We start from the raw sequence: 17,490 nt of genomic DNA on the forward strand, positions 1-17,490 counted from the left end.
GCGATTTTGACCTGTCGGGCAAAACACCGGCATAATGGCATCATCCCCCATTCGAGACGATCGCTGGGCCACGCATCCTGCGCGGTTCGATGCTCAGATCTCGCCAAGACCACGCACGAGATTGGGCGTCGACCACGTTGCCACGCCGGTTCCGGCGAAGTCGCGGTCGGTGGTCCAAACATCGCCATCGACGCTCCACGCGAGCGCGAGCACGTGGGCATCGCGCACCGATCCATTGCGGCTCGGCACGGCATCGCGAAGGGTCTCCTCGCACCGGGCCATGATCGGCTCCAACGACGCAACGGGAACGATCGTCAACAGCTCGGCGAGCTCATCGAGCATATCGAGCAGTTCGGGCCGCTGCATGCCGAGCGCGATGCGCCGGCGTGCCTCCTGGACGACACGGTCCGTCGTCACGAAGACCACCTTCTCCGCGGCGGCCAAAAGCGCCCCGGAACTTCGGCCGCGAACAGCGGCGACCAGAATGGCCGCATCGATGACGATTGTTGCCGACGGTGGTCTCACGTCTTCCGCTTGCGCGTCAGGGCTTTCACCGCAGCAATCGACCAATCGACCGGATCGACCTCGCCGAATTCGGCCAGCGCGGCATCGTCCGCGGCCGCGTCGCGTCCCTTGGCCAGCCGCTCCGCGCGCGCCAGCACGGCAGCCAACCGCTCCGGATCGGTTGCCTTGAGCGGGATGAGCAGCCCGACCGTTCGCTCACCCGATTTCACCGCCGTCGGGCCCGGCAATGCACCGATGGCTTCACCGGAAATCTTCTGTAGATCGCGGATGCTGATATGAGCCATGATGCTGACTTACATACGCCATTATGTAACAGATGGCAAGATGCTTCGCGAACGCGCTTGCCTCGGCAACCGACGATTGGAGTCCCCACATGCCAAAGATCGACGTCGCCACCGTGCCGGCCCGCAAGGGCTCCGGCTATCCGGCGCCCTTCAATGCGCCTTGCGCCGAGCGCATTCGCAAGCGGCTCGGCGATGCCGGAGGCCTGTCGGATTTCGGGGTCAACCTGATGCGCCTGCCGCCGGGCGGCTGGTCGAGCCAGCGGCACTGGCATTCGCACGAGGACGAGTTCGTCTACATCCTCGAAGGCGAGGTGACGCTGATCGAGGACGGCGGCGAAACCGTGCTGCGCGCGGGCGACTGCGCAGCTTTTCCCAAGGCGAGCGGCAACGGCCATCACATGATCAGCAAGTCGGATGCGACGGCAGTCTATCTCGAGGTCGGCTCGCGCTCGCAAGCCGACCTCATCACCTGCTCCGACATCGACATGATGAGCCCGGCCTCCGACGGCCGTTTCCTGCACAAGGACGGCACGCCGTATCCGGACTGACATAGCCGCTCAGCCTCACATGGCCGCACTACGGCGCCAGCTGCCGACGGTGAGCCAGACCGCCGAGACCAGGAAGTAGATCGCGCCGACCGCGGCATAGCCTGCGACATTCGCAATCGACGGCACCGCGGGCATTGTGGCCTGGAAGATGAAGAATCCGCCGGCCAGAGCCGACTGGCCACCGCTGAGCACCATGGCCCATTGCGCGCCGAAACGCTTCCAGCGCCGCACTGCCGTGCCGAGCTGGAGCAATCCGGACAGGATCGCCCAGGCCCCGAAAATTCCGAGCACCCAGTTCATGCTGACCTGCAAGGCCAGGATGACCGCGATGGTGGTCGCCAGGCTGACCAGCACGTTCAGGCCCTGCGTGCGGTTCTGGTTCAAGCCACCGCTGCTGAGCGCGTCGAGATAATTGGCCGCGGCGTCCCAGGCCGGATAGACGACGAGCAACGTCGCTGCGATCACCGCGGACGACGGCGCGATCGCGAAGGCCGCAATGACCCAGGCAACGGAGAACGCGGCACGCAACAAATAGTATTGTTTCAGCCATTGCGCCTGGTCGGCCGTGTTCGCAGCCATCTCACGATCTCTCATTGTCTTCTCCTTACCTACTAGTTGGTAGCTTTCATGCGCAGCGGAAACGTCGAACCGGCATAGCCGGTGTCGACCTCGTCAGTGCCTGGTGGAAAGCCGGTCCAGCAGCGGCCGGGTGATGGTCCCGAACATTTTGGGATCGCCATAAGCGCGTGCCGACAGCATTGCGCCGTGAACGGTCGCCATGAATCCCTCCGCTTCGACCCGCGCCGTGCTGACGAGGTGGAGCCGCCCTTGCCGCTTGCCGCGCTCCATCACCGAAGCCAGCCAGGACGCCAGGGAGCGGAAGTGCGCGCGGACCTCGAGCGCAACCTCCTCAGCCAGGATCGGAAGTTCGCTGGCAAGCAGCGCGCAGACGCAGAAGGGAGCCGTCGCGTCCTTGATGCACGCCTCCCAATACGCAACGTAGCTTTTGAGCTGCTCGGCGGGGTCAGCGACATTGCGTTCGAGCGCCGACAGCCCCGCCTGGGCCTCCTCGCGATAGCGCGCCACGAGCGTGCGCACCAGGTCGACCTTGCTGGCGAAATGGTGGTGGATGCTCGGCTTGCGGATGCCGACGACATCGGCGATGTCGGCGTAGCTGAAGCCATTGTAGCCGCCGGCGATGATCAGCGATCGGGCGCAGGCAAGAATGTCGTCGGCGGTCGAGGAAACGGTGCTCATGGCGCCTAGCTACCTTCCAGTAGGTAGGATGGTCAAGCGGGAATGCTTCAATGATCCGTGAGTGAGTGGTAGGAGCCTGCATGACTATTCGCCCGATCGTGCGCTATCCCGACCGCCGGCTCGCGCTGCCGGCCCGCCCCGTCACCGCGTTCGACGATTCCTTGCGCGACCTCGCGAACGACCTGCTGGAGACCATGCGCGCCGCGCCCGGCATCGGCATCACCGCGCCGCATATCGGCGTGCCCTTGCGCATCGTGGTGCTGGAGCTCGACGCCAAGGACGGCGCGCGGACTTACGTCAATCCAGAGATCACATGGGCCTCGCCCGAGATGATCATGCATCGCGAAGGCAGCGTCTCGATGCCCGGGGTCAACGACGAGGTGCAGCGCCATGCGCGGGTGCGGATCAGCTACCAGGACGTCGAGGGCATTGTGCAAAGCGAGGAATCGGACGGCTTGCGCGCCGTCTGCCATCAGCACGAGATCGACCAGCTCGACGGGATGTTCTGGATCCAGCGATTGTCGCGGCTGAAGCGGGAGCGGCTGGTGAAGAAGTTCGAGAAGATGTCGCGGAATTCGTAGGGTGGATTAGCGAAGCGTAATCCACCATCTGAGCACGACAAAACGAGGGAGATGGTGGATTAGGCCGCCCGTCGCGCTTCGCGCAGCGGTCTGCTAATCCACCCTACGCATCTCATCCATGCACTCACGCCCTCTTCCCGCTCCGCTTGACGATCGGCGCATTGCGACGCTCTCGTTTGCCGCGCGCGATCTCGGTGGCCAGCGCGTCCAGCTTCGGCTCCCAGAAATTCCTGAACTGGCCGATCCACGTATCGACCGCGCGAAGCCCGGCAGCGTCGACCGAATAGAGGCGCCTTTGCGCCTCGGCCCGAACGCTTGCAAAGCCGCTCTCTCGCAGCACCTTGAGGTGCTGCGAGACGGCCGCCTGGGTGATTCCGAACTCGGCCCCGATCACCTCGACGACCTCACCGGACGCCATTTCCTTAAGACCGAGCAGCTCGAGGATGCGGCGGCGCACGGGATCGGCGAGGACCTCAAAGGCGTGCATCAGCTTCCTGTGCCCGGATGCGCGATGTCAGGCGGCATCTCGCCGCGATAGAACGCGATGGTGCGGTCCGAGCGCTGTCTCGCCGTGTCAGGATCGACCCCGCTCGCGACATGCGCCGCACGCCAATACTCGCCGCTCGTCGTCATGAATTCCTTGCCCTCGGGCGAGCCCATCCAGGCCTCGTCTCATGGTCCACCGATGCCCCGGTCGCAAGATATCGCTCCAGTCCCGCAAGCGCGAGGTCCCAGCCGATGCCTACCGCACCCGGACCGAACTGATTCCAATGATCCTCGATGATCGCGGTGTGCTCAAGCGTCAAACGCGCCTGGCTTCGTTCTGCAGTCAGCCTGACGTCGATCCAGCTTGTGGCGCCGCCGAATTCCCAGCTCGCGGCAAAATGGGTCGGCGGCGCACACGCCGTGATGGTGCCGCCCGCATTGCCCTTGACCTGGTAGCATCCTCCGAGCCGGAGGTCTCCCTCGACCGGCGCAAACCACCGCGGGATCCGCTCCCTGCTGGTCACGGCGTCCCAGAGATCGTCGACGCTGGTGTCGTAGAGCCGCGTGAGGGTCACGACGCTCGCCGGTTTCCCATCCTTGTCGAAATTCCTCACCGAACGTGTCACGAGCCCGAGGACCCTGGCGACGTCGATCTCCATTTGCGCTTCTCCCTGTTGCTTGGTGCGAGACACGGAATATCGATCAGCACTAATATAAGTCAACACTTATATTAAGTGGCCCGCTGCGTCAAACCGCCTCGCGAGCCGACGCGAACCAAACACCTGCCCAGGCGTCTATCGGTGCCTCTTCCCACCAAGCCCGCCTAAAACGGAAGGAACTCATGAAAGTTCGCAAATTCGCCATCGCCGATGCTTCGCTCGAACGATCGCCGGGACAAGACGGCGACATCTTCGTCAGCAATATGGTCGACCAGCGTCACGGCGGACCGATCACGATCGGCTACGGCCGCTACGCGCCGAACCAGACTCTGGACGAGACGATGAAAGTCGATGATGTCATGATCATCCTGGAGGGAAAGCTCTCGGTCACGAGCGATGGCGGCACCGTCACCGCCGGTCCCGGCGAGATCATCTACATGCCCAGAGGCGAGACGGTCACCATCCGCTCGCACGAGCAAGGCGCCCTCACCGCCTACGTCACCTATCCGCATTGGCAGGAGCCGCGTGACGGCGCGGCTTAGCGAACGCAGCACAATCAGGGTGGCCGCGCGGGAATTTGCGCCATGCGGATCGTCTGTCCCGGACTAGGCTTTCGCTCCATCCGGGCTACGAGAGGTCGCGCGCTCCTACCCGCCCGCCATCAACGCCTTCGCCAGCGCCATATACGCCGGCAGCGTCACGGGATCGTTGGCGGCGTTGCCGGCCATCGGGTGCGAGGCGTAGCGCGCGATCACCATCTCGGCCTTGGGATCGATGTAGATGCCCTGCCCGTAGACGCCGCGCGCCATGTAGGCGCCGTGGGCGTTGTGGGTGACCCACCATTGATTGCGGTAGGAGGCGCCCGGCAGCGTGGTGTAGCCGGCCGGCTTGAACTTATCAGGGTCGCCGCCGCCCGCGATGTCCTCGACGACCTGCGACGGCACGATCTGGCGGCCGTTGAAGCGGCCATGGTTGCGCATGGTCTCGCCGAAGCGGGCGAGATCGCGCAACGTGGTGGAGAGGCCACCGCCGCCGCTCTCGGTGCCGATGCGATCGACGTGATAATGCGCGTCCTCCTCCGCACCCATCGGCTGCCAGATCCGCTCGGAGAGGAGATCGGACAACGTCATGCCGCTGGCGCGCCTGATGATCCAGGCCAGCACGTCGGTGTTGACGGTCTTGTAGGCAAAGGCCTTGCCGTGCTCGCCCTGCTTCTTCTGCGCGACGAGGAAATCGAAGATGGTGCTGGGGCCGTCATAGCCGGGCGGAATCGGCGCCATGCCGTTGGCGCGCCGCAGACCCCACACATCCGAATTCTTGTCGGTGTAGACCTCGGTGTAGGCGAGCCCCGTGGTCATATCCATGACCTCGTGCACGCGCGCATCGCCGAACGCGCTTGGCTTCAGCTCCGGCACATAGTCCGTCACGGGCGCCTGCGGATCGATCCTGCCCTCGGCGACCAGAATCCCTGCGAGCACGCCGGTGAACGACTTCGTCACCGACATCGCGATATGCGGCTTGTGCGGCTTCAACGCGCCGAAATAGTGCTCGTAGATCAGCCTGCCCCGATGCAGCACCGCGATGCCGTCGGTATAGGTCTCCTCCAGCATCTTGTCGAACGTCATGGGCCGTCCGTCCATCGTGGTCGAGGCGACAGCGCCGATGTCGTGGTCCGCGCGCGGTAGAGGCGACGCAAGTCCAGCTCCGCGCCAGACATTCACCGTCGGCACCAGCTGGCGGATGTTGCTCCAGGCCCAGCGCAGCTCGGGGAAGCTGCGGAAAGAGCCGTCCTGGAAGATGATGGTGCGATCGGGAGATGGCGGGAAGCCGCGCATCCAGCCTAGGGTTTCGGGGTCGGTGGAGGCGGGCGGATGGTTGGGGGTGGGCGCGACGGGCATAAGGGCTGGCTCCGGAGAACGACGCAGATTTCCTATCATGAGGGATTGCGGTCCACATCAAGGCTAGCGCTAGGCTGAAGTGCGCGACTCCAGGAGCTCGTCTATTGCTTGAAGCAATTTTCGCGGTGCCACTGCAGGAAATGCGGATGAGGCCGATCCGATGGCCTCCTTGGCTCGAGCGCACGACCGGACTTGTTGATGACCGATCGAACTCCTTCCAGATCGTTTGTCTGCCGCGAGATCAGTATTTCCAATTCATCGGACAGGCTGATCAAACCACGATCGAACATCCAATGCGCAGTTCCCGACAGAGCGATCCCATTGCTCACGATGTCCGGCCCGTTCACCTCCACAGGCCGAATGTGCGCCGCCGCTACCTCTGCGCGTCCCATTCCATTGATGAGCTTCAGCCCGGTGATGGCGCAGCGCTCGTCGTAGGCTCGCAACACGATCCGACGAAAAACCCGGTCACGCAATACCCTCGAGACCGTTAAACTCACGCGATCACGCTGCTGCTCAAGTATAAATGGCGCCTGCTCTCTTTCGTCGAGTTGAGACAATCGAACATCTGCATCGACTCGGGGCAGCAGCGGCACACCTTCCGCGAAGCCGAGTTCGAATATTCGATTGAAATCGTCGGCCGAAATTGGACGGACTGCCGACTGAGCACGCCCCGAAATCCGTCCCTGCTCATTCAGGACGCCGCGCTCCACAGGACCCGTCGGTCCGTTGAAAGCGACCGGATTGGCAAAGTCCAGATAGCTTCCGGGCTCGATCAGAGCGAGAAACATGCCCGATGCGGTTGGATCAGGAACAACTTGTTGCACCCGAGCAATCGCGAAGTAACCGCGCGTTTCTGCTACCTTGCTCGGTTCATAGTAGATGATCCAATCACCGACGCAGGCTTGAACGCGACGCAAGTACTGGCTTGGAAACTGGTATCGTTCAGCGGGGCTGTCATCGTAGATCGAGTCCGATCGATGGATGAATACCCCAAATCCCATAATTCGTCGCGCCGCCTGTCCGGGAAGTAACGACTAGCTCAGTGATGTTAAGCTTGGAGAGCTACCCCCTACTCCCACTCTATCATTTCGAACGTCTTTTCATCGTTGATTCGCCAGCACAAATTTTCCATTCTGACGGACGAATGCCGACGGTATACCCGACGGAATTTTTCGGTCTTGAATTCACAGAAAAATTTGAGCCGTTTGCACTCTCTGAGATTTGGCTGTCTATCGGAGTCAACCGAGTAATCAGCGCTGCCTGCGTGGTCAACACCGCCGTAAGCGCCTCGGTTGAATATATGTTCAAATACCGTCAGGGAGCAGGAGCGCGCTGGTCCGGTGGTCAGATGGCCAGTGCCATCGCCGCCATCGCGCAACCGAAAACGCGACCGGCTGGGGCTGAGAGGAGCCTCTTTCGGCGAAGGGGTGTCTTGTCAACTCCATTGATTGTGCACGCTTTTCTGCGCCGGTGCGAATAAATACTACGGTGCTTACAACGGTCGAGTCAGCACTACCGAAACCGTAGTTTTTGTCGCAGCAGGTGGGCCCCTTCCCTGGCCAAAACGGGTGAAGTGCAATTTTGCTGTCTCGACGGCAGTTGTGTAAGAGAGCGGACTGCTCTCAAGTGCCGCCGGTCCACGCGGCGGGCTCGCTGCACGCGACTGTGATGACTGTTGAGAAATGCCGTGTGAAGTAGTTCGCAAGCGCGAGGTATCTCTGCGCGTAGCATGGGCGCGTCCACTGGAGGGAAGCGCAATGAAGTGGAACTTGGCAACCTATCGAACGCTCGCGCTGAACATCGCTGTTCAAGTGGCTGCTGGTACTACTATGGCCATCGGTACTCCTCGTGGAGTCAATGAACCAATGTTGGGATCCGATTGGCAATGAAGCCGGACCATGATGCTCGTGACCACGTGCGCACTGAAGGATTGAGCGAAATAGCCGCAGACCCGCGCTCGGCAAAGCTAGCGGGCGATCGTTCACATCTCGGCCCTAATGAATGTCGGCCTAACAATCGGTTAAGGAAGAACCTATAGCCTGTTCCGCCGTTGACCTGCATCCCGTCACCACATGACGAGGTGGGTCCAGGACGGGGCCGATACCATGGCGGACCTCAGGGAAAAATTGGACAAACTCCGTGCCGACGCCGCGGATTTGGCCCTTATGAGCAGGCGAACCAGCGACTCGCAGAGGCGCGCACTTTTCGAACGCTTGGCAGATGAGCTCGCCATAGAGGCTCTCGAACTCGAGCAGGTGGTGAAGCTGCAAAGCCGGCGCTCCGGTCACAGCAACATGGACAAAGTTGTGCCCCTCCAGGCGCGTCCAGATCGTCGCTGACACAATCCCGCTTCCCTTTGCGGGCCACCGCCTCAACTCCCGGCCCCTCGTTCGCAGCTTGCGAGCCTTCATGCTGCAACTGCTCATGGTCTGTCCGGTCTGGTCTGCAGCCCAAACACCTCCGGCTTCCAGGCCGCCGGGTTTTTCAATGGATTAGCTGTCCTGACAGGCGATGCCGAGGCTGTCGCAGGTGAGTGCGAACAGCTCTTTTGACTTAGAATCTTCAAAGCAGAACTTGGTGCCGATCTCCGCCCGGTCGGTCCACCAGCCGGCGTTAGCTCCCTTGGCGATGCGGGCAGCCTCGCCTCGTAACAGGTCCAGTCGTTTCCCGGCGGCACAAACAATCAGGCAATTCTCCTTGGGCATAAACGTTCTCCAACGGCAATTTGGATTCCGCAAATTGTCGGTACAGAAAAACGTAGAACTTGCAGCGAGGGAAACAAAGCTTGTTGGTGATTAAAAGCAGCCGGCCTGCACGAGGGCCGCAGCGATGTTCTCGCTGCGATGTCGCATGGTCAAAAGACACCGGGTGAAAAGATCTAAGTAAAAGATACAGCCAGCCCCGGTGGAATGATCCTATCGCGACATTTCTGGCTCGCAATATGATCCATTTCACAATCGGCCGCACCATGCATCAAGGGCCGCCGCCGATGGGGCAACTGCCAAAGAGCAGAGAGCTTTCACGACCTGTTTGGGCATGGTGGCCTCCTGACCCACAGTCGCCTCTCGTTCACTGACGTACGAGCTTGGATCGCATGCCGATCAGCATTGTGTAGGCAAATCGTCGCCAAATCAGGCTTATCAGGACTGGCATGGTGGCCTCCCCTCGTCTGATGTCGTCAACCTACAACCTTGCCAGTTTCCGGACGACTTCGCCGATGGCGTTGAATGGTTTCGTGCATCGGCGGTGGCCGCGCCAGCCGCTGGCAACGCCAACGGGCTGGCTGGGGCGCGCGCCGGCTTTTCCGCTCGGCCGGCTGCCCAGCAACGATTCAAACATCATCCGCCCAATGTTCCTTTCTCGAGAAACGGCGTCGGGCGCATTGCTCAAGAATTCGCCTTGCAATTGTGCCCGTCCACTGTCGTAATGCTTTGATTGTCGAAATATTTTTCAGCCCAGTTGTGTTGAGGCCGTGATGAGTATTTCCGATCGAACTTTCGATGCCGTTTTTGCTCTGCACCAACGTATCGTATTTATCGAATGTCAAATGGCTGAATTAGGTGTCCTGCGAAACCGATTAGCGCAAGCTCAGTTGCGCCGCTCGCGGTCAAGGTCGAGTCGTTCAGCTTCCAAGAAACTAGGTCGGCGCCGCAGGTGTAGGTAACTCTCCGCGCAACGACCCCGAAGTTGCCATCTGCCCCCTCGTAAGCCCAAGCTATGGGCAATTCGTGAGTCGGGGGGATTCATGGAACGACAGCCGTTTGAGAGCATGTCTCTCGAAGAGCTTTGGCGACTCCATGCGGTCGTCAATGACATTCTTGCCGCGAGACTCATGGCCAAGAAGGAAGAGCTTGAACGGCGTTTGGGACTGCTCAACCGGGAAGACAAGCCTCCCAATTATTAAAATCACCTGATTGGCGGGCCCCTGCCCTTCACGCTGACCAGCCTCTGTACGAGCACTCGCAGTCGCGCCGATCGTGCGGAACGTGCCGGCGCTCGCCGCCGGAGACGTCCTATAAGCTTTTAGGCGCTCCTGCGGCCCTTCGTCGTTGCTCCGGCGCTCTTACCCGCAATTGGATCGGCAGCCGGGAGCATTGGGGCTGGTAAACGATCCATGCCATGATCGCCGATCAACGACAATCGGCAGAACGCCTGGCGCCGGCGCGGATTACGTCGAAGTGCACAAAGGTAGAGATGCGGATCTCGTAACGGTGGTTTCCCTCATCAAGACGACGGGTGAAGAGCAATTTTGCTGTCTCTACGACAACTGAGAGAGCGGACCGCTGAGCCCTCCGAGCGCTCTTTTGAGACGGTTGACAATTCGCCAGTCGTGAACCGGTTAGCGTCCACCGTTAGATTCCTCAAGCACGACGGGCCCGCTCACACGTGCCTATGCAGTCCCCAAAACGCAATAAGCAGAAGGGCCACGGCTCCAATTCCCAGCAGCATGAGAATAGCTTCCAGCATGACGAATCAAGCTCCGCCCGAGCGCAGGCTACACCCCCGTGGGAAATTGTCATCAAAGGCTGAGCCGCGCGCGCAGGTCGAAGGTTCTGCAAGTGGGCACGCGCGCTCAAATCGCGCGCCGGGCGGCTGTCTTTCGCGATCCCGCGTAGCGTGCTCCAAGATGGGCGCACCGAGCATCGCAATAGCCACTCGTCGCGAGCTTTCAACGTCCAGAAGATCGGTGCAGAGAGAGACCTGGCGAGACGGAAACTGAAGGCCGAGATGGATCTCGCTGAGCGGAAATTTAGACAGGAGCAGTTGCTTCATGACTATCGGCGCAGAGTGGAATTCGGGAACCGTTAGTGGGCCTGAGCCGGTCTTCGGCGCTTTGCGGGCGCGCGTCGCGAGCTCATGAAGCTGTCGAAATTGCTGGCAGTAATATCTCATCCCTTGTCAGTGGACATTCGAAGTCAGGCCGTCGGGGTAAGCCGCGGCCCATCTTCGTAGCTACTCACCGTAGCTATTTGCGCGACGTCCCCATTGATCTATAGAAGTCGATGTCTTTTCAGCATCCTGTCGTTGTTGGTGTGAAGGAGCGGATGTCCGCCACGTCAATGCAAGCCGACAATGCCCGCTCCGCGCACACGCGGAGCTGCTCTGACCCGTCTTGAGCTCATCAATTCGAATGATAGCGACACTTGCATGGAAGCGGAGCATGAATTTGAGCATGCTCCTAACGCGTGAAACTCGAATCCCAGCTAAGCGAAAAACTGGTAGTCAGACGTATGGGGCCACCGGCTGTGGGGTTTCCTGTCAGCGTGATTGTCCATTGTGCCCGTCGATCGCCAATGGACTTGCCCATGATCGTCCGAAAGCCATTTAGGGTCGCCCGTCTATCGCTTGCACGAGGCCCATGGAATTCAGCAACTCGCCCATTGCTGAGAGACAACCCGATTGCTGAGAGACAATCCGTGCCGTCGTCGTCTGCCCCTTCCATTCTAAAGTCAGAGGTAATGATGCAGCGGAAAGTCACGCCTCCGAGCGACCAAGAGGTTCGTTCACAGCGCCCCGATTATCGCGCGAGCTTGGGGGATCGGACCGGTGTCCTTGGCGTAGGAAGGTCTGATATCAACGGTAGAGCGGACCTGCCGTATGCGAGCGTCGGACCGCCGCTTGTGATCCCATGCGGACATCAGCGCATTGCCCAGTGTTGCTGTCACGAGCGGCCGAAGGTATTCGGAGCCTCACAGCGAGGGGCACAAAAAATTTGTTTAGCCTCGGCAATCTGGTAGTGTCTCGGTTTGAATTTCAGCGGCAACCCGCTTCGCAAGGAAGACAGGCCATGGATGAAAAGTCATCTGTCAAACCGCCGGACGAGAAGCACACTGGGCGGTTGCTCGATGCCGCGAAGCGCGCCGCCGAGGCGCTGAAAGAGAATCCGCCGCCTGACGCCTCCACAGGTCGAAAGACCCAAACAGACGACTAAATTTTAGACTGAGACACTTGCCCCCTCACGTCGTGGCGGTTGGACGCAAGCAGCACTGATTATTCTGGAAGGCCAGCTTTGCGGAGACCATTAGCAAACTTGGCGAGGTCCTCAGCGCGGCGAAATGGTGCTATATCGTTTAAATTGGAGGCGCGCAAATCGGGACTGCATTCAAGAGCTTGTGCCATGCCTGTCTGAGCTGGCTCAAGCCGCCCAGCTAGGGCATTGCTGGCTGCAAAAACGCAAATTGCCAGCAGGGAAGCCGGATTGTCGCGCATTGCTTTTTCAGCCCATGACGACGCCATGTCATAGCGGCTCGCGAGGAAATGGGCATACGCCATGGCTCCGTGCATTCCTGCCATGGACGGATCGAGCGGACTCAGCCGCATGGCCCGAGCAACGTGATCAAGTGCAAGGTCCGGCTCACCTCTCCAGATCCTCAGCCAGGCACTAAGCGACCACGTTTGCGCTAAGTTCGGACTGACCGCGAGCCCCCGATCTATGAAAGCCGCAGCGTCGTCGTATTGGTGGGCTATAAAGGCCAGCGTATATCCACCCATGCACATCGCTACTGGGTCGCCTTCGCCGAGATGCACTGCTTTCCGAGCCAGCCGGATAGCTTCGGCACGTTCTTGCACATGATCGGTCATCCAGTGATGCGCCTTGAGAAACACATAGCACCAAGCCGCCATGCCATAGGCGATGGCCAGGCTGGGGTCTAATTCGATCGCCTTGTAAAAGAGCTGGAGCGCCTCTCGGTTCGAGTCCTTGGTCCACCGCCGAGCTTTTGCTAGTCCCCGCAGGTAATAGTCATACGCATCCAAATTTTCAGTTGGTTTGCGCCTAGCCCGTTTGATCTCCTGCCGTTGCAGCTTTGGAGCGATTGCAGCCACGACATTGGAAGTCACTTGGTCTTGCAAATCGAACATATCTTCGAGCGCACCATCAAAGCGGTCGGCCCAGAGATGTGCTCCGGTTTCGGCATCGATAAGCTGCCCCGCGATGCGAATACGGTTTCCGGCCCTGCGCACACTACCCTCGAGCAGGTAACGGACGCCTAGCTCGCGGCCGACCTGTTTCACGTCCACAGCTCGGCCCTTGTACGTAAAACTCGAATTGCGTGCGATTACAAGCAGCCAGGGAAAGCGTGACAACGCCATCGTGATGTCCTCCACGATGCCATCTGCGAAGTACTCCTGCTCCGGGTCGGCACTGAGGTTCTGGAAGGGAAGCACGGCAATCGACGGTTTATCGGGGAGGGCTAGCGCAGTTCCCTGTATTGCTGTCGTCCCCCGATCCATAAATTTGAAAACGCGAACTGGTCTGGCTATATTCTTAAAGTTCTGCTCGCCCCGATCGGCGAACTCGACCGCAATCTTGCCCCGCACGTCGTCGTAGACAGAGGACGCGACGCAGATACCACCAGGCTCTGAGATGCTCTCAAGCCGAGCGGCAATGTTGACGCCGTCTCCAAAGATGTCATGTGGCTCGACTATCACGTCGCCAATATTGACGCCTACGCGGAAAGCAATGCGTTTGTCTTCTGCCTCTCCACTCGTAAGTTCCTTGACCCGGGTCTGAAACTGTACAGCGGCTCGAACCGCTCCGACGGCGCTTGGAAACTCTGCCAAGAACCCGTCGCCGGTGTTCTTCACAATGCGGCCGCCGTGCTCGGCTATTGCCGGGTTAACAGCGTCCGCTAGGAGCGCGGCCAGTTTGGTATGGGTGGCCTCTTCGTCACGATGCATGAGCCGAGAATAGCCAACCACGTCGGCGGCCAAGATAGCCGCTAACCTGCGCTCGACCCGGACCGGCCGCTCCTGCACCATGGCTCGCAATCCAACCCGTTGCTATTCTACAACGGGTCGCAAGGATTGCCCATCCGTTTATGTCGCCTCCTGCCCTCAGCTGAACAAACGAACGGGCCGCCGCCATACCGGCCGCCTGCGGGAGACCGGACGTTAGATGATGGTTGCGTTGGCTCCTGACCCATAGCGGTCCCGCGACCGCCTTATCGATCGAGCCGCAAGTGCAACAACCAGGGAAACGTGATACTCTGCTTCTCGTCGTCCTCAATCTGCGATGAGGATCGAATGAAGCGGCGGGAGTTCCTCGCGGGCACTGCGGCGCTGCTCGTTCAGCCGGGGCATTTGCACGCGCAAGGGAAGCCTCGGCGGATCGGCTTCCTTGGCATCTGGGCGGATGATCCGACTCGCGACCCCATTCACGCGGCATGGCTGAGCGGGTTACGCACGAAGGGTTGGATCGAGGGCAAGAACCTGCTTGTCGAGTATCGTTACGCTCCGGATCGTTTGCCTGCTTTAGCCGCCGAGCTGGTCGGCTTAACTCCCGATGTGCTCGTCGCCTCTGGACCGCGGGCAGCGCAAGCCCTGAAATCAGTAAGCTCCACCATTCCGATTGTTTTCGTGGCTGTCGCCGATCCCCTGGGGCTGGGCCTCGTGCAAAGCCTTGGGCGGCCAGGCGGCAACATCACGGGTGTTGCGACCATGGTTCCCGATGACTTCGGCGCGAAACGCCTCGAAATCCTCCGCGAGCTCGTCCCCAGTGCCTTGAAAATTGCGATCTTGATCAACCCGAACAATCCGATGCACAGACTTAACTTCGGAGAATTCTTGGCTCGCACCGCCGAGAGACTCGGTGTGACTTTGATGACAGTTGAGGCGACGACGCCCGACGAGCTTGACCTTGGATTTGCGTCGGCCGCCGCCCAACATGCCGATGCCGTGCTGGATCTGGGTGATGGTCTGACGTTTTTCGAAGCTCCCCGAGTGGTCGCGCTCGCTGCGAAGTATCATCTGCCGACAAGCTACTTGTTCGGACGATGCGCCGAACTCGGGGGATTGATCGTCTACGGCCCCGATTTTGCCGACCTGTACCGCCGTGCAACCGGCTATGTCGATGAGATCCTCAGAGGCACCAAGCCCGCCGATCTGCCGGTAGAACAGCCGACCAAATTCGCGCTGGTGATCAACTTGAAGACTGCAAAGGCGCTCGGCCTCACCGTGCCTCCCTCCTTGCTCGTTCGCGCCGACGATGTCATCGACTAGCGGCTCGCTGCGGCATGAGTCTGCTTGTGGCCCGTGGCTGACCTCGACGCAAAGCACGATCATGTCCGCCCCCGAGAGGTGAGCTGACCAAGATAATGCTGGCTACCAAGCGGCGCCTTTTGACCCTGGTTGTGTGAAAACGCGAGAGATCGAAACCCGGCTAAAACTACTTCTTCAGTTCGATCTCAAAGTTGAATGCGCTTGCGAGGTTGACCGCTAAGACGGTCTTGAACAAATAACTTGTTCTATCGCCGCCAAGCGTCCCGGCGTTTTCACACAGCCAAGACCCGAAGCAGACCTGATGCTTTCAGTTTCCGAGGCCACTCGAGCAGCCATATCCCAGGTAATAGCTGTAGATCAGGCGACCTTTCCTTGTGAACCTACAAGTTCTGTCCTGCGACAGATGTCGCGAGGTCTTGATGCCCGGCTGGTCTCAAGTCCGGTAGTGGACGCTGGAGAGACTAAAATGAATTGGATCGGACCGGTCATCGGCGGGGCGCTGTTTGTAGCTGGCTTGCTAACATCAGCGGGACCGGGGCTGGCGGCGGGGAGCGATGACGGTTTCGCAACGTTCTGGACGCAGTTCAAAGCTGCAGTCGGCAAGAGCGACCAGAAGGCCGTATCGGACATGATTAAATATCCTGTCCTCTACCAGGATCTGCGGCGAGCGGCGGAGTTTCCTGTGATCTGGAAGGGTGCTTTCGGACCTGCGCACCGGGCGTGTCTTGCCAAGCAGAAGCCTGTCAAGGACACATCCCCCAAGGGGGTGGTTACTTACTCTGCCTTTTGCGACTCGATCATCTACTCTTTCGCTAAGGATGAATCAGGTTGGAAATTGACGGACTTTGGCGTAGACGATTGATCGGCCTTGTAAGAACTGATTGCCAACTGTTTCGCTGTTGTGCGCGGATCGCTCGCGGTCTGCGATACCTCGATGGACTGTCTGCTGTTGGCCCATCAGCGAAGTTGCGCCAGCTCTGGCGGAGGTCCGCTCCTCGCGGCAGAGCGGACGAGATTTGCTCAACCGGAGTCTCTTCGTATTTTGACCCGAAGCGGACTTCGGGCCGGCCACTGGAACTGGCGGCCTCCCGCGTCTCAGGAATTCGCAGGCGGTCGTCGCGCCACGAGAACCGTGTTGACGCATTGAAGAACCGTTTCGCGCTTCTGATTGCGGAGATGTAGCTGGTTACGGACAACGCCTCTGTCGGAATGGGACTTTGACTCACGCTTTTCCAAAATTACCACTTCGAGATCGAGATCGTCTCCTGGGCGCACCGGAGCGGGGAGCCTGAGTTCATCCCAGCCAAGCCCGGCAACGATACGAAGCGAATACGGCTGTGTTCTGCTCAACAAAGAAATGAGTATAGCAAACGTGTGTGCACTCGAAGCGATCAGTCCGGAAAAGACCGAACGTGCGGCAATCTCCTCGTTGGTATGAATGGGCAGCGGATCGAATTTTTGGGCAAATTCGATGATCTCGTTCTTTGTGATGTGGTAAGGACCAGCCGTACGCAGTTTGCCAACCTCCGCCTCCTCGAAATACAAGATGGCCATTGGCGCCCCCCTGAAGGACATCTGGCTGATAATGCGACAGCTTAACCTTGCGGCCATCTAAAGTCAGCAGGTCTGCATATGGCCCATTTGAGACCCTCCACTGCACGCTGAGAGTGTCCGCTGGGCGCGGCCGACCGGAAGTTAAAGCCGCAGGATGACGCAATTGCCCAAAGCGGCCCCAGCGCTGACCGATTTCGCGTTCGTAGCGGACCCAGTACAGCTCTATAAATCAGCAGATTCGGCCCGATGCGTTCGAACTAAATCGAACCGTTCTTCGTGACGTGCAAGCGACGAACGTAATACCCTTGTCGCTGAACGGTTGACCTAATCTCGTCGCTTACTTTGAGAATTCTTTTTCTGCTCTTGCGCCATTTATTTGCAGAGTAAGCCCCGGGTATCGCGGACCCTGTGTTTAGAACGAGCAAATCGCGCTTCCCATTGCGATAGACATCAAACACTTTTCGCCCCCGCTGCGATTGTCAAAGCAAATACGAAATATGTTTCGGTCATTCTGATCGATCAGCTTACAACTCCGAACGGCTGTGCGGGTTGCAAATGGGCAACGCTCCGCGACTTTTGCTTGTGAACCTGCCAAACGGCGAACGCCGTCGAGGGTCCTTATGGGTGTGGTCCCTGGAGGCGAGCGTTTTGCGAATGTTCTAAACCGGTATGGTGCTCCTAGAGGGAGTGCCATG

20 protein-coding genes are annotated in these 17,490 nt (G+C 59.7%); 7 read left to right on the forward strand and 13 right to left on the reverse strand.

Features of this window, described 5'->3' with window-relative positions; all coding sequences use genetic code 11:
- Positions 1-93: 93 nt before the first annotated feature.
- Positions 94-525, reverse strand: coding sequence for a PIN domain-containing protein (locus tag ACVIIV_RS28100; RefSeq protein WP_456747043.1), 432 nt, complete (start codon positions 523-525; stop codon positions 94-96).
- Entirely contained in the window at positions 522-809 is a 288-nt protein-coding gene (locus tag ACVIIV_RS28105; protein ID WP_172786391.1) for a hypothetical protein, read from the reverse strand. The genes ACVIIV_RS28100 and ACVIIV_RS28105 overlap by 4 nt, the downstream gene beginning before the upstream one ends.
- 89 nt (positions 810-898) lie before the next feature.
- On the opposite strand from ACVIIV_RS28105, the gene ACVIIV_RS28110 reads away from it, so the two are divergent.
- Positions 899-1,357 carry a cupin domain-containing protein gene (locus ACVIIV_RS28110; RefSeq protein ID WP_456747044.1) on the forward strand — a complete coding sequence of 153 codons (459 nt, stop codon included), beginning with the start codon at positions 899-901 and terminating at the stop codon, positions 1,355-1,357.
- 15 nt (positions 1,358-1,372) lie between these two features.
- Here ACVIIV_RS28110 and ACVIIV_RS28115 read toward each other — a convergent pair whose 3' ends face one another.
- A complete protein-coding gene (locus tag ACVIIV_RS28115) occupies positions 1,373-1,951 on the reverse strand; it encodes a DUF308 domain-containing protein (protein WP_456747045.1) in 579 nt (192 codons plus the stop codon).
- A 78-nt stretch (positions 1,952-2,029) separates the two neighbouring features.
- A complete protein-coding gene (locus ACVIIV_RS28120; protein WP_456747046.1) occupies positions 2,030-2,614 on the reverse strand; it encodes a TetR/AcrR family transcriptional regulator in 585 nt (194 codons plus the stop codon).
- 80 nt (positions 2,615-2,694) lie between these two features.
- On the opposite strand from ACVIIV_RS28120, the gene ACVIIV_RS28125 reads away from it, so the two are divergent.
- Entirely contained in the window at positions 2,695-3,195 is a 501-nt protein-coding gene (locus ACVIIV_RS28125) for a peptide deformylase (protein ID WP_456747047.1), read from the forward strand.
- Between the two features lie 124 nt (positions 3,196-3,319).
- On the opposite strand, the gene ACVIIV_RS28130 is transcribed toward ACVIIV_RS28125, so the two are convergent.
- From ACVIIV_RS28130 to ACVIIV_RS28140, 3 genes are read right to left on the reverse strand one after another with little or no spacing between them, the layout of a single operon-like run.
- A complete protein-coding gene (locus ACVIIV_RS28130) occupies positions 3,320-3,682 on the reverse strand; it encodes an ArsR/SmtB family transcription factor (protein ID WP_456747048.1) in 363 nt (120 codons plus the stop codon).
- Positions 3,682-3,855, reverse strand: coding sequence for a hypothetical protein (locus tag ACVIIV_RS28135; protein ID WP_456747049.1), 174 nt, complete (start codon positions 3,853-3,855; stop codon positions 3,682-3,684). Before ACVIIV_RS28135 ends, ACVIIV_RS28130 begins: the two co-directional genes overlap by 1 nt.
- A complete protein-coding gene (locus tag ACVIIV_RS28140) occupies positions 3,825-4,340 on the reverse strand; it encodes an SRPBCC family protein (RefSeq protein ID WP_456747050.1) in 516 nt (171 codons plus the stop codon). Before ACVIIV_RS28140 ends, ACVIIV_RS28135 begins: the two co-directional genes overlap by 31 nt.
- A gap of 182 nt (positions 4,341-4,522) precedes the next feature.
- Between ACVIIV_RS28140 and ACVIIV_RS28145 the strand changes: the two genes are divergently transcribed.
- Entirely contained in the window at positions 4,523-4,882 is a 360-nt protein-coding gene (locus ACVIIV_RS28145) for an AraC family ligand binding domain-containing protein (RefSeq protein ID WP_456747051.1), read from the forward strand.
- A 105-nt stretch (positions 4,883-4,987) separates the two neighbouring features.
- Here ACVIIV_RS28145 and ACVIIV_RS28150 read toward each other — a convergent pair whose 3' ends face one another.
- From ACVIIV_RS28150 to ACVIIV_RS28160, 3 genes are all read right to left on the reverse strand, one after another.
- On the reverse strand, positions 4,988-6,238 hold the full coding sequence (locus ACVIIV_RS28150) for a serine hydrolase domain-containing protein (protein ID WP_456747052.1): 1,251 nt from the start codon (positions 6,236-6,238) through the stop codon (positions 4,988-4,990).
- A 101-nt stretch (positions 6,239-6,339) separates the two neighbouring features.
- Positions 6,340-7,242 (reverse strand): HNH endonuclease, encoded by a 903-nt coding sequence (locus ACVIIV_RS28155; protein WP_456747053.1) that lies wholly within the window; start codon positions 7,240-7,242, stop codon positions 6,340-6,342.
- Between the two features lie 1,491 nt (positions 7,243-8,733).
- Positions 8,734-8,946, reverse strand: coding sequence for a hypothetical protein (locus ACVIIV_RS28160; protein ID WP_456747054.1), 213 nt, complete (start codon positions 8,944-8,946; stop codon positions 8,734-8,736).
- Between the two features lie 1,040 nt (positions 8,947-9,986).
- Here ACVIIV_RS28160 and ACVIIV_RS28165 point away from each other — a divergent pair.
- Together ACVIIV_RS28165 and ACVIIV_RS28170 are read left to right on the forward strand one after the other, a co-directional pair.
- The gene (locus ACVIIV_RS28165; RefSeq protein WP_456747055.1) at positions 9,987-10,145 is read left to right on the forward strand and encodes a hypothetical protein; all 159 of its coding nucleotides are present in this window, start codon (positions 9,987-9,989) and stop codon (positions 10,143-10,145) included.
- 1,884 nt (positions 10,146-12,029) lie between these two features.
- Entirely contained in the window at positions 12,030-12,173 is a 144-nt protein-coding gene (locus tag ACVIIV_RS28170) for a hypothetical protein (RefSeq protein ID WP_456747056.1), read from the forward strand.
- A gap of 59 nt (positions 12,174-12,232) precedes the next feature.
- Here ACVIIV_RS28170 and ACVIIV_RS28175 read toward each other — a convergent pair whose 3' ends face one another.
- On the reverse strand, positions 12,233-14,002 hold the full coding sequence (locus ACVIIV_RS28175) for an adenylate/guanylate cyclase domain-containing protein (protein ID WP_456747057.1): 1,770 nt from the start codon (positions 14,000-14,002) through the stop codon (positions 12,233-12,235).
- Positions 14,003-14,266: 264 nt separating this feature from the next.
- Between ACVIIV_RS28175 and ACVIIV_RS28180 the strand changes: the two genes are divergently transcribed.
- Positions 14,267-15,241 carry an ABC transporter substrate-binding protein gene (locus ACVIIV_RS28180; protein WP_456747058.1) on the forward strand — a complete coding sequence of 325 codons (975 nt, stop codon included), beginning with the start codon at positions 14,267-14,269 and terminating at the stop codon, positions 15,239-15,241.
- A gap of 466 nt (positions 15,242-15,707) precedes the next feature.
- Complete coding sequence (locus ACVIIV_RS28185; protein ID WP_456747059.1) at positions 15,708-16,103, forward strand: hypothetical protein; 396 nt, start codon at positions 15,708-15,710, stop codon at positions 16,101-16,103.
- Between the two features lie 233 nt (positions 16,104-16,336).
- Here ACVIIV_RS28185 and ACVIIV_RS28190 read toward each other — a convergent pair whose 3' ends face one another.
- Together ACVIIV_RS28190 and ACVIIV_RS28195 are read right to left on the reverse strand one after the other, a co-directional pair.
- Entirely contained in the window at positions 16,337-16,795 is a 459-nt protein-coding gene (locus tag ACVIIV_RS28190) for a MaoC/PaaZ C-terminal domain-containing protein (protein WP_456747060.1), read from the reverse strand.
- Positions 16,796-17,052: 257 nt separating this feature from the next.
- On the reverse strand, positions 17,053-17,253 hold the full coding sequence (locus tag ACVIIV_RS28195; protein WP_018321073.1) for a hypothetical protein: 201 nt from the start codon (positions 17,251-17,253) through the stop codon (positions 17,053-17,055).
- Between the last annotated feature and the right edge of the window lie 237 nt (positions 17,254-17,490).

It is taken from the genome of Bradyrhizobium sp. USDA 4354, assembly GCF_054060315.1.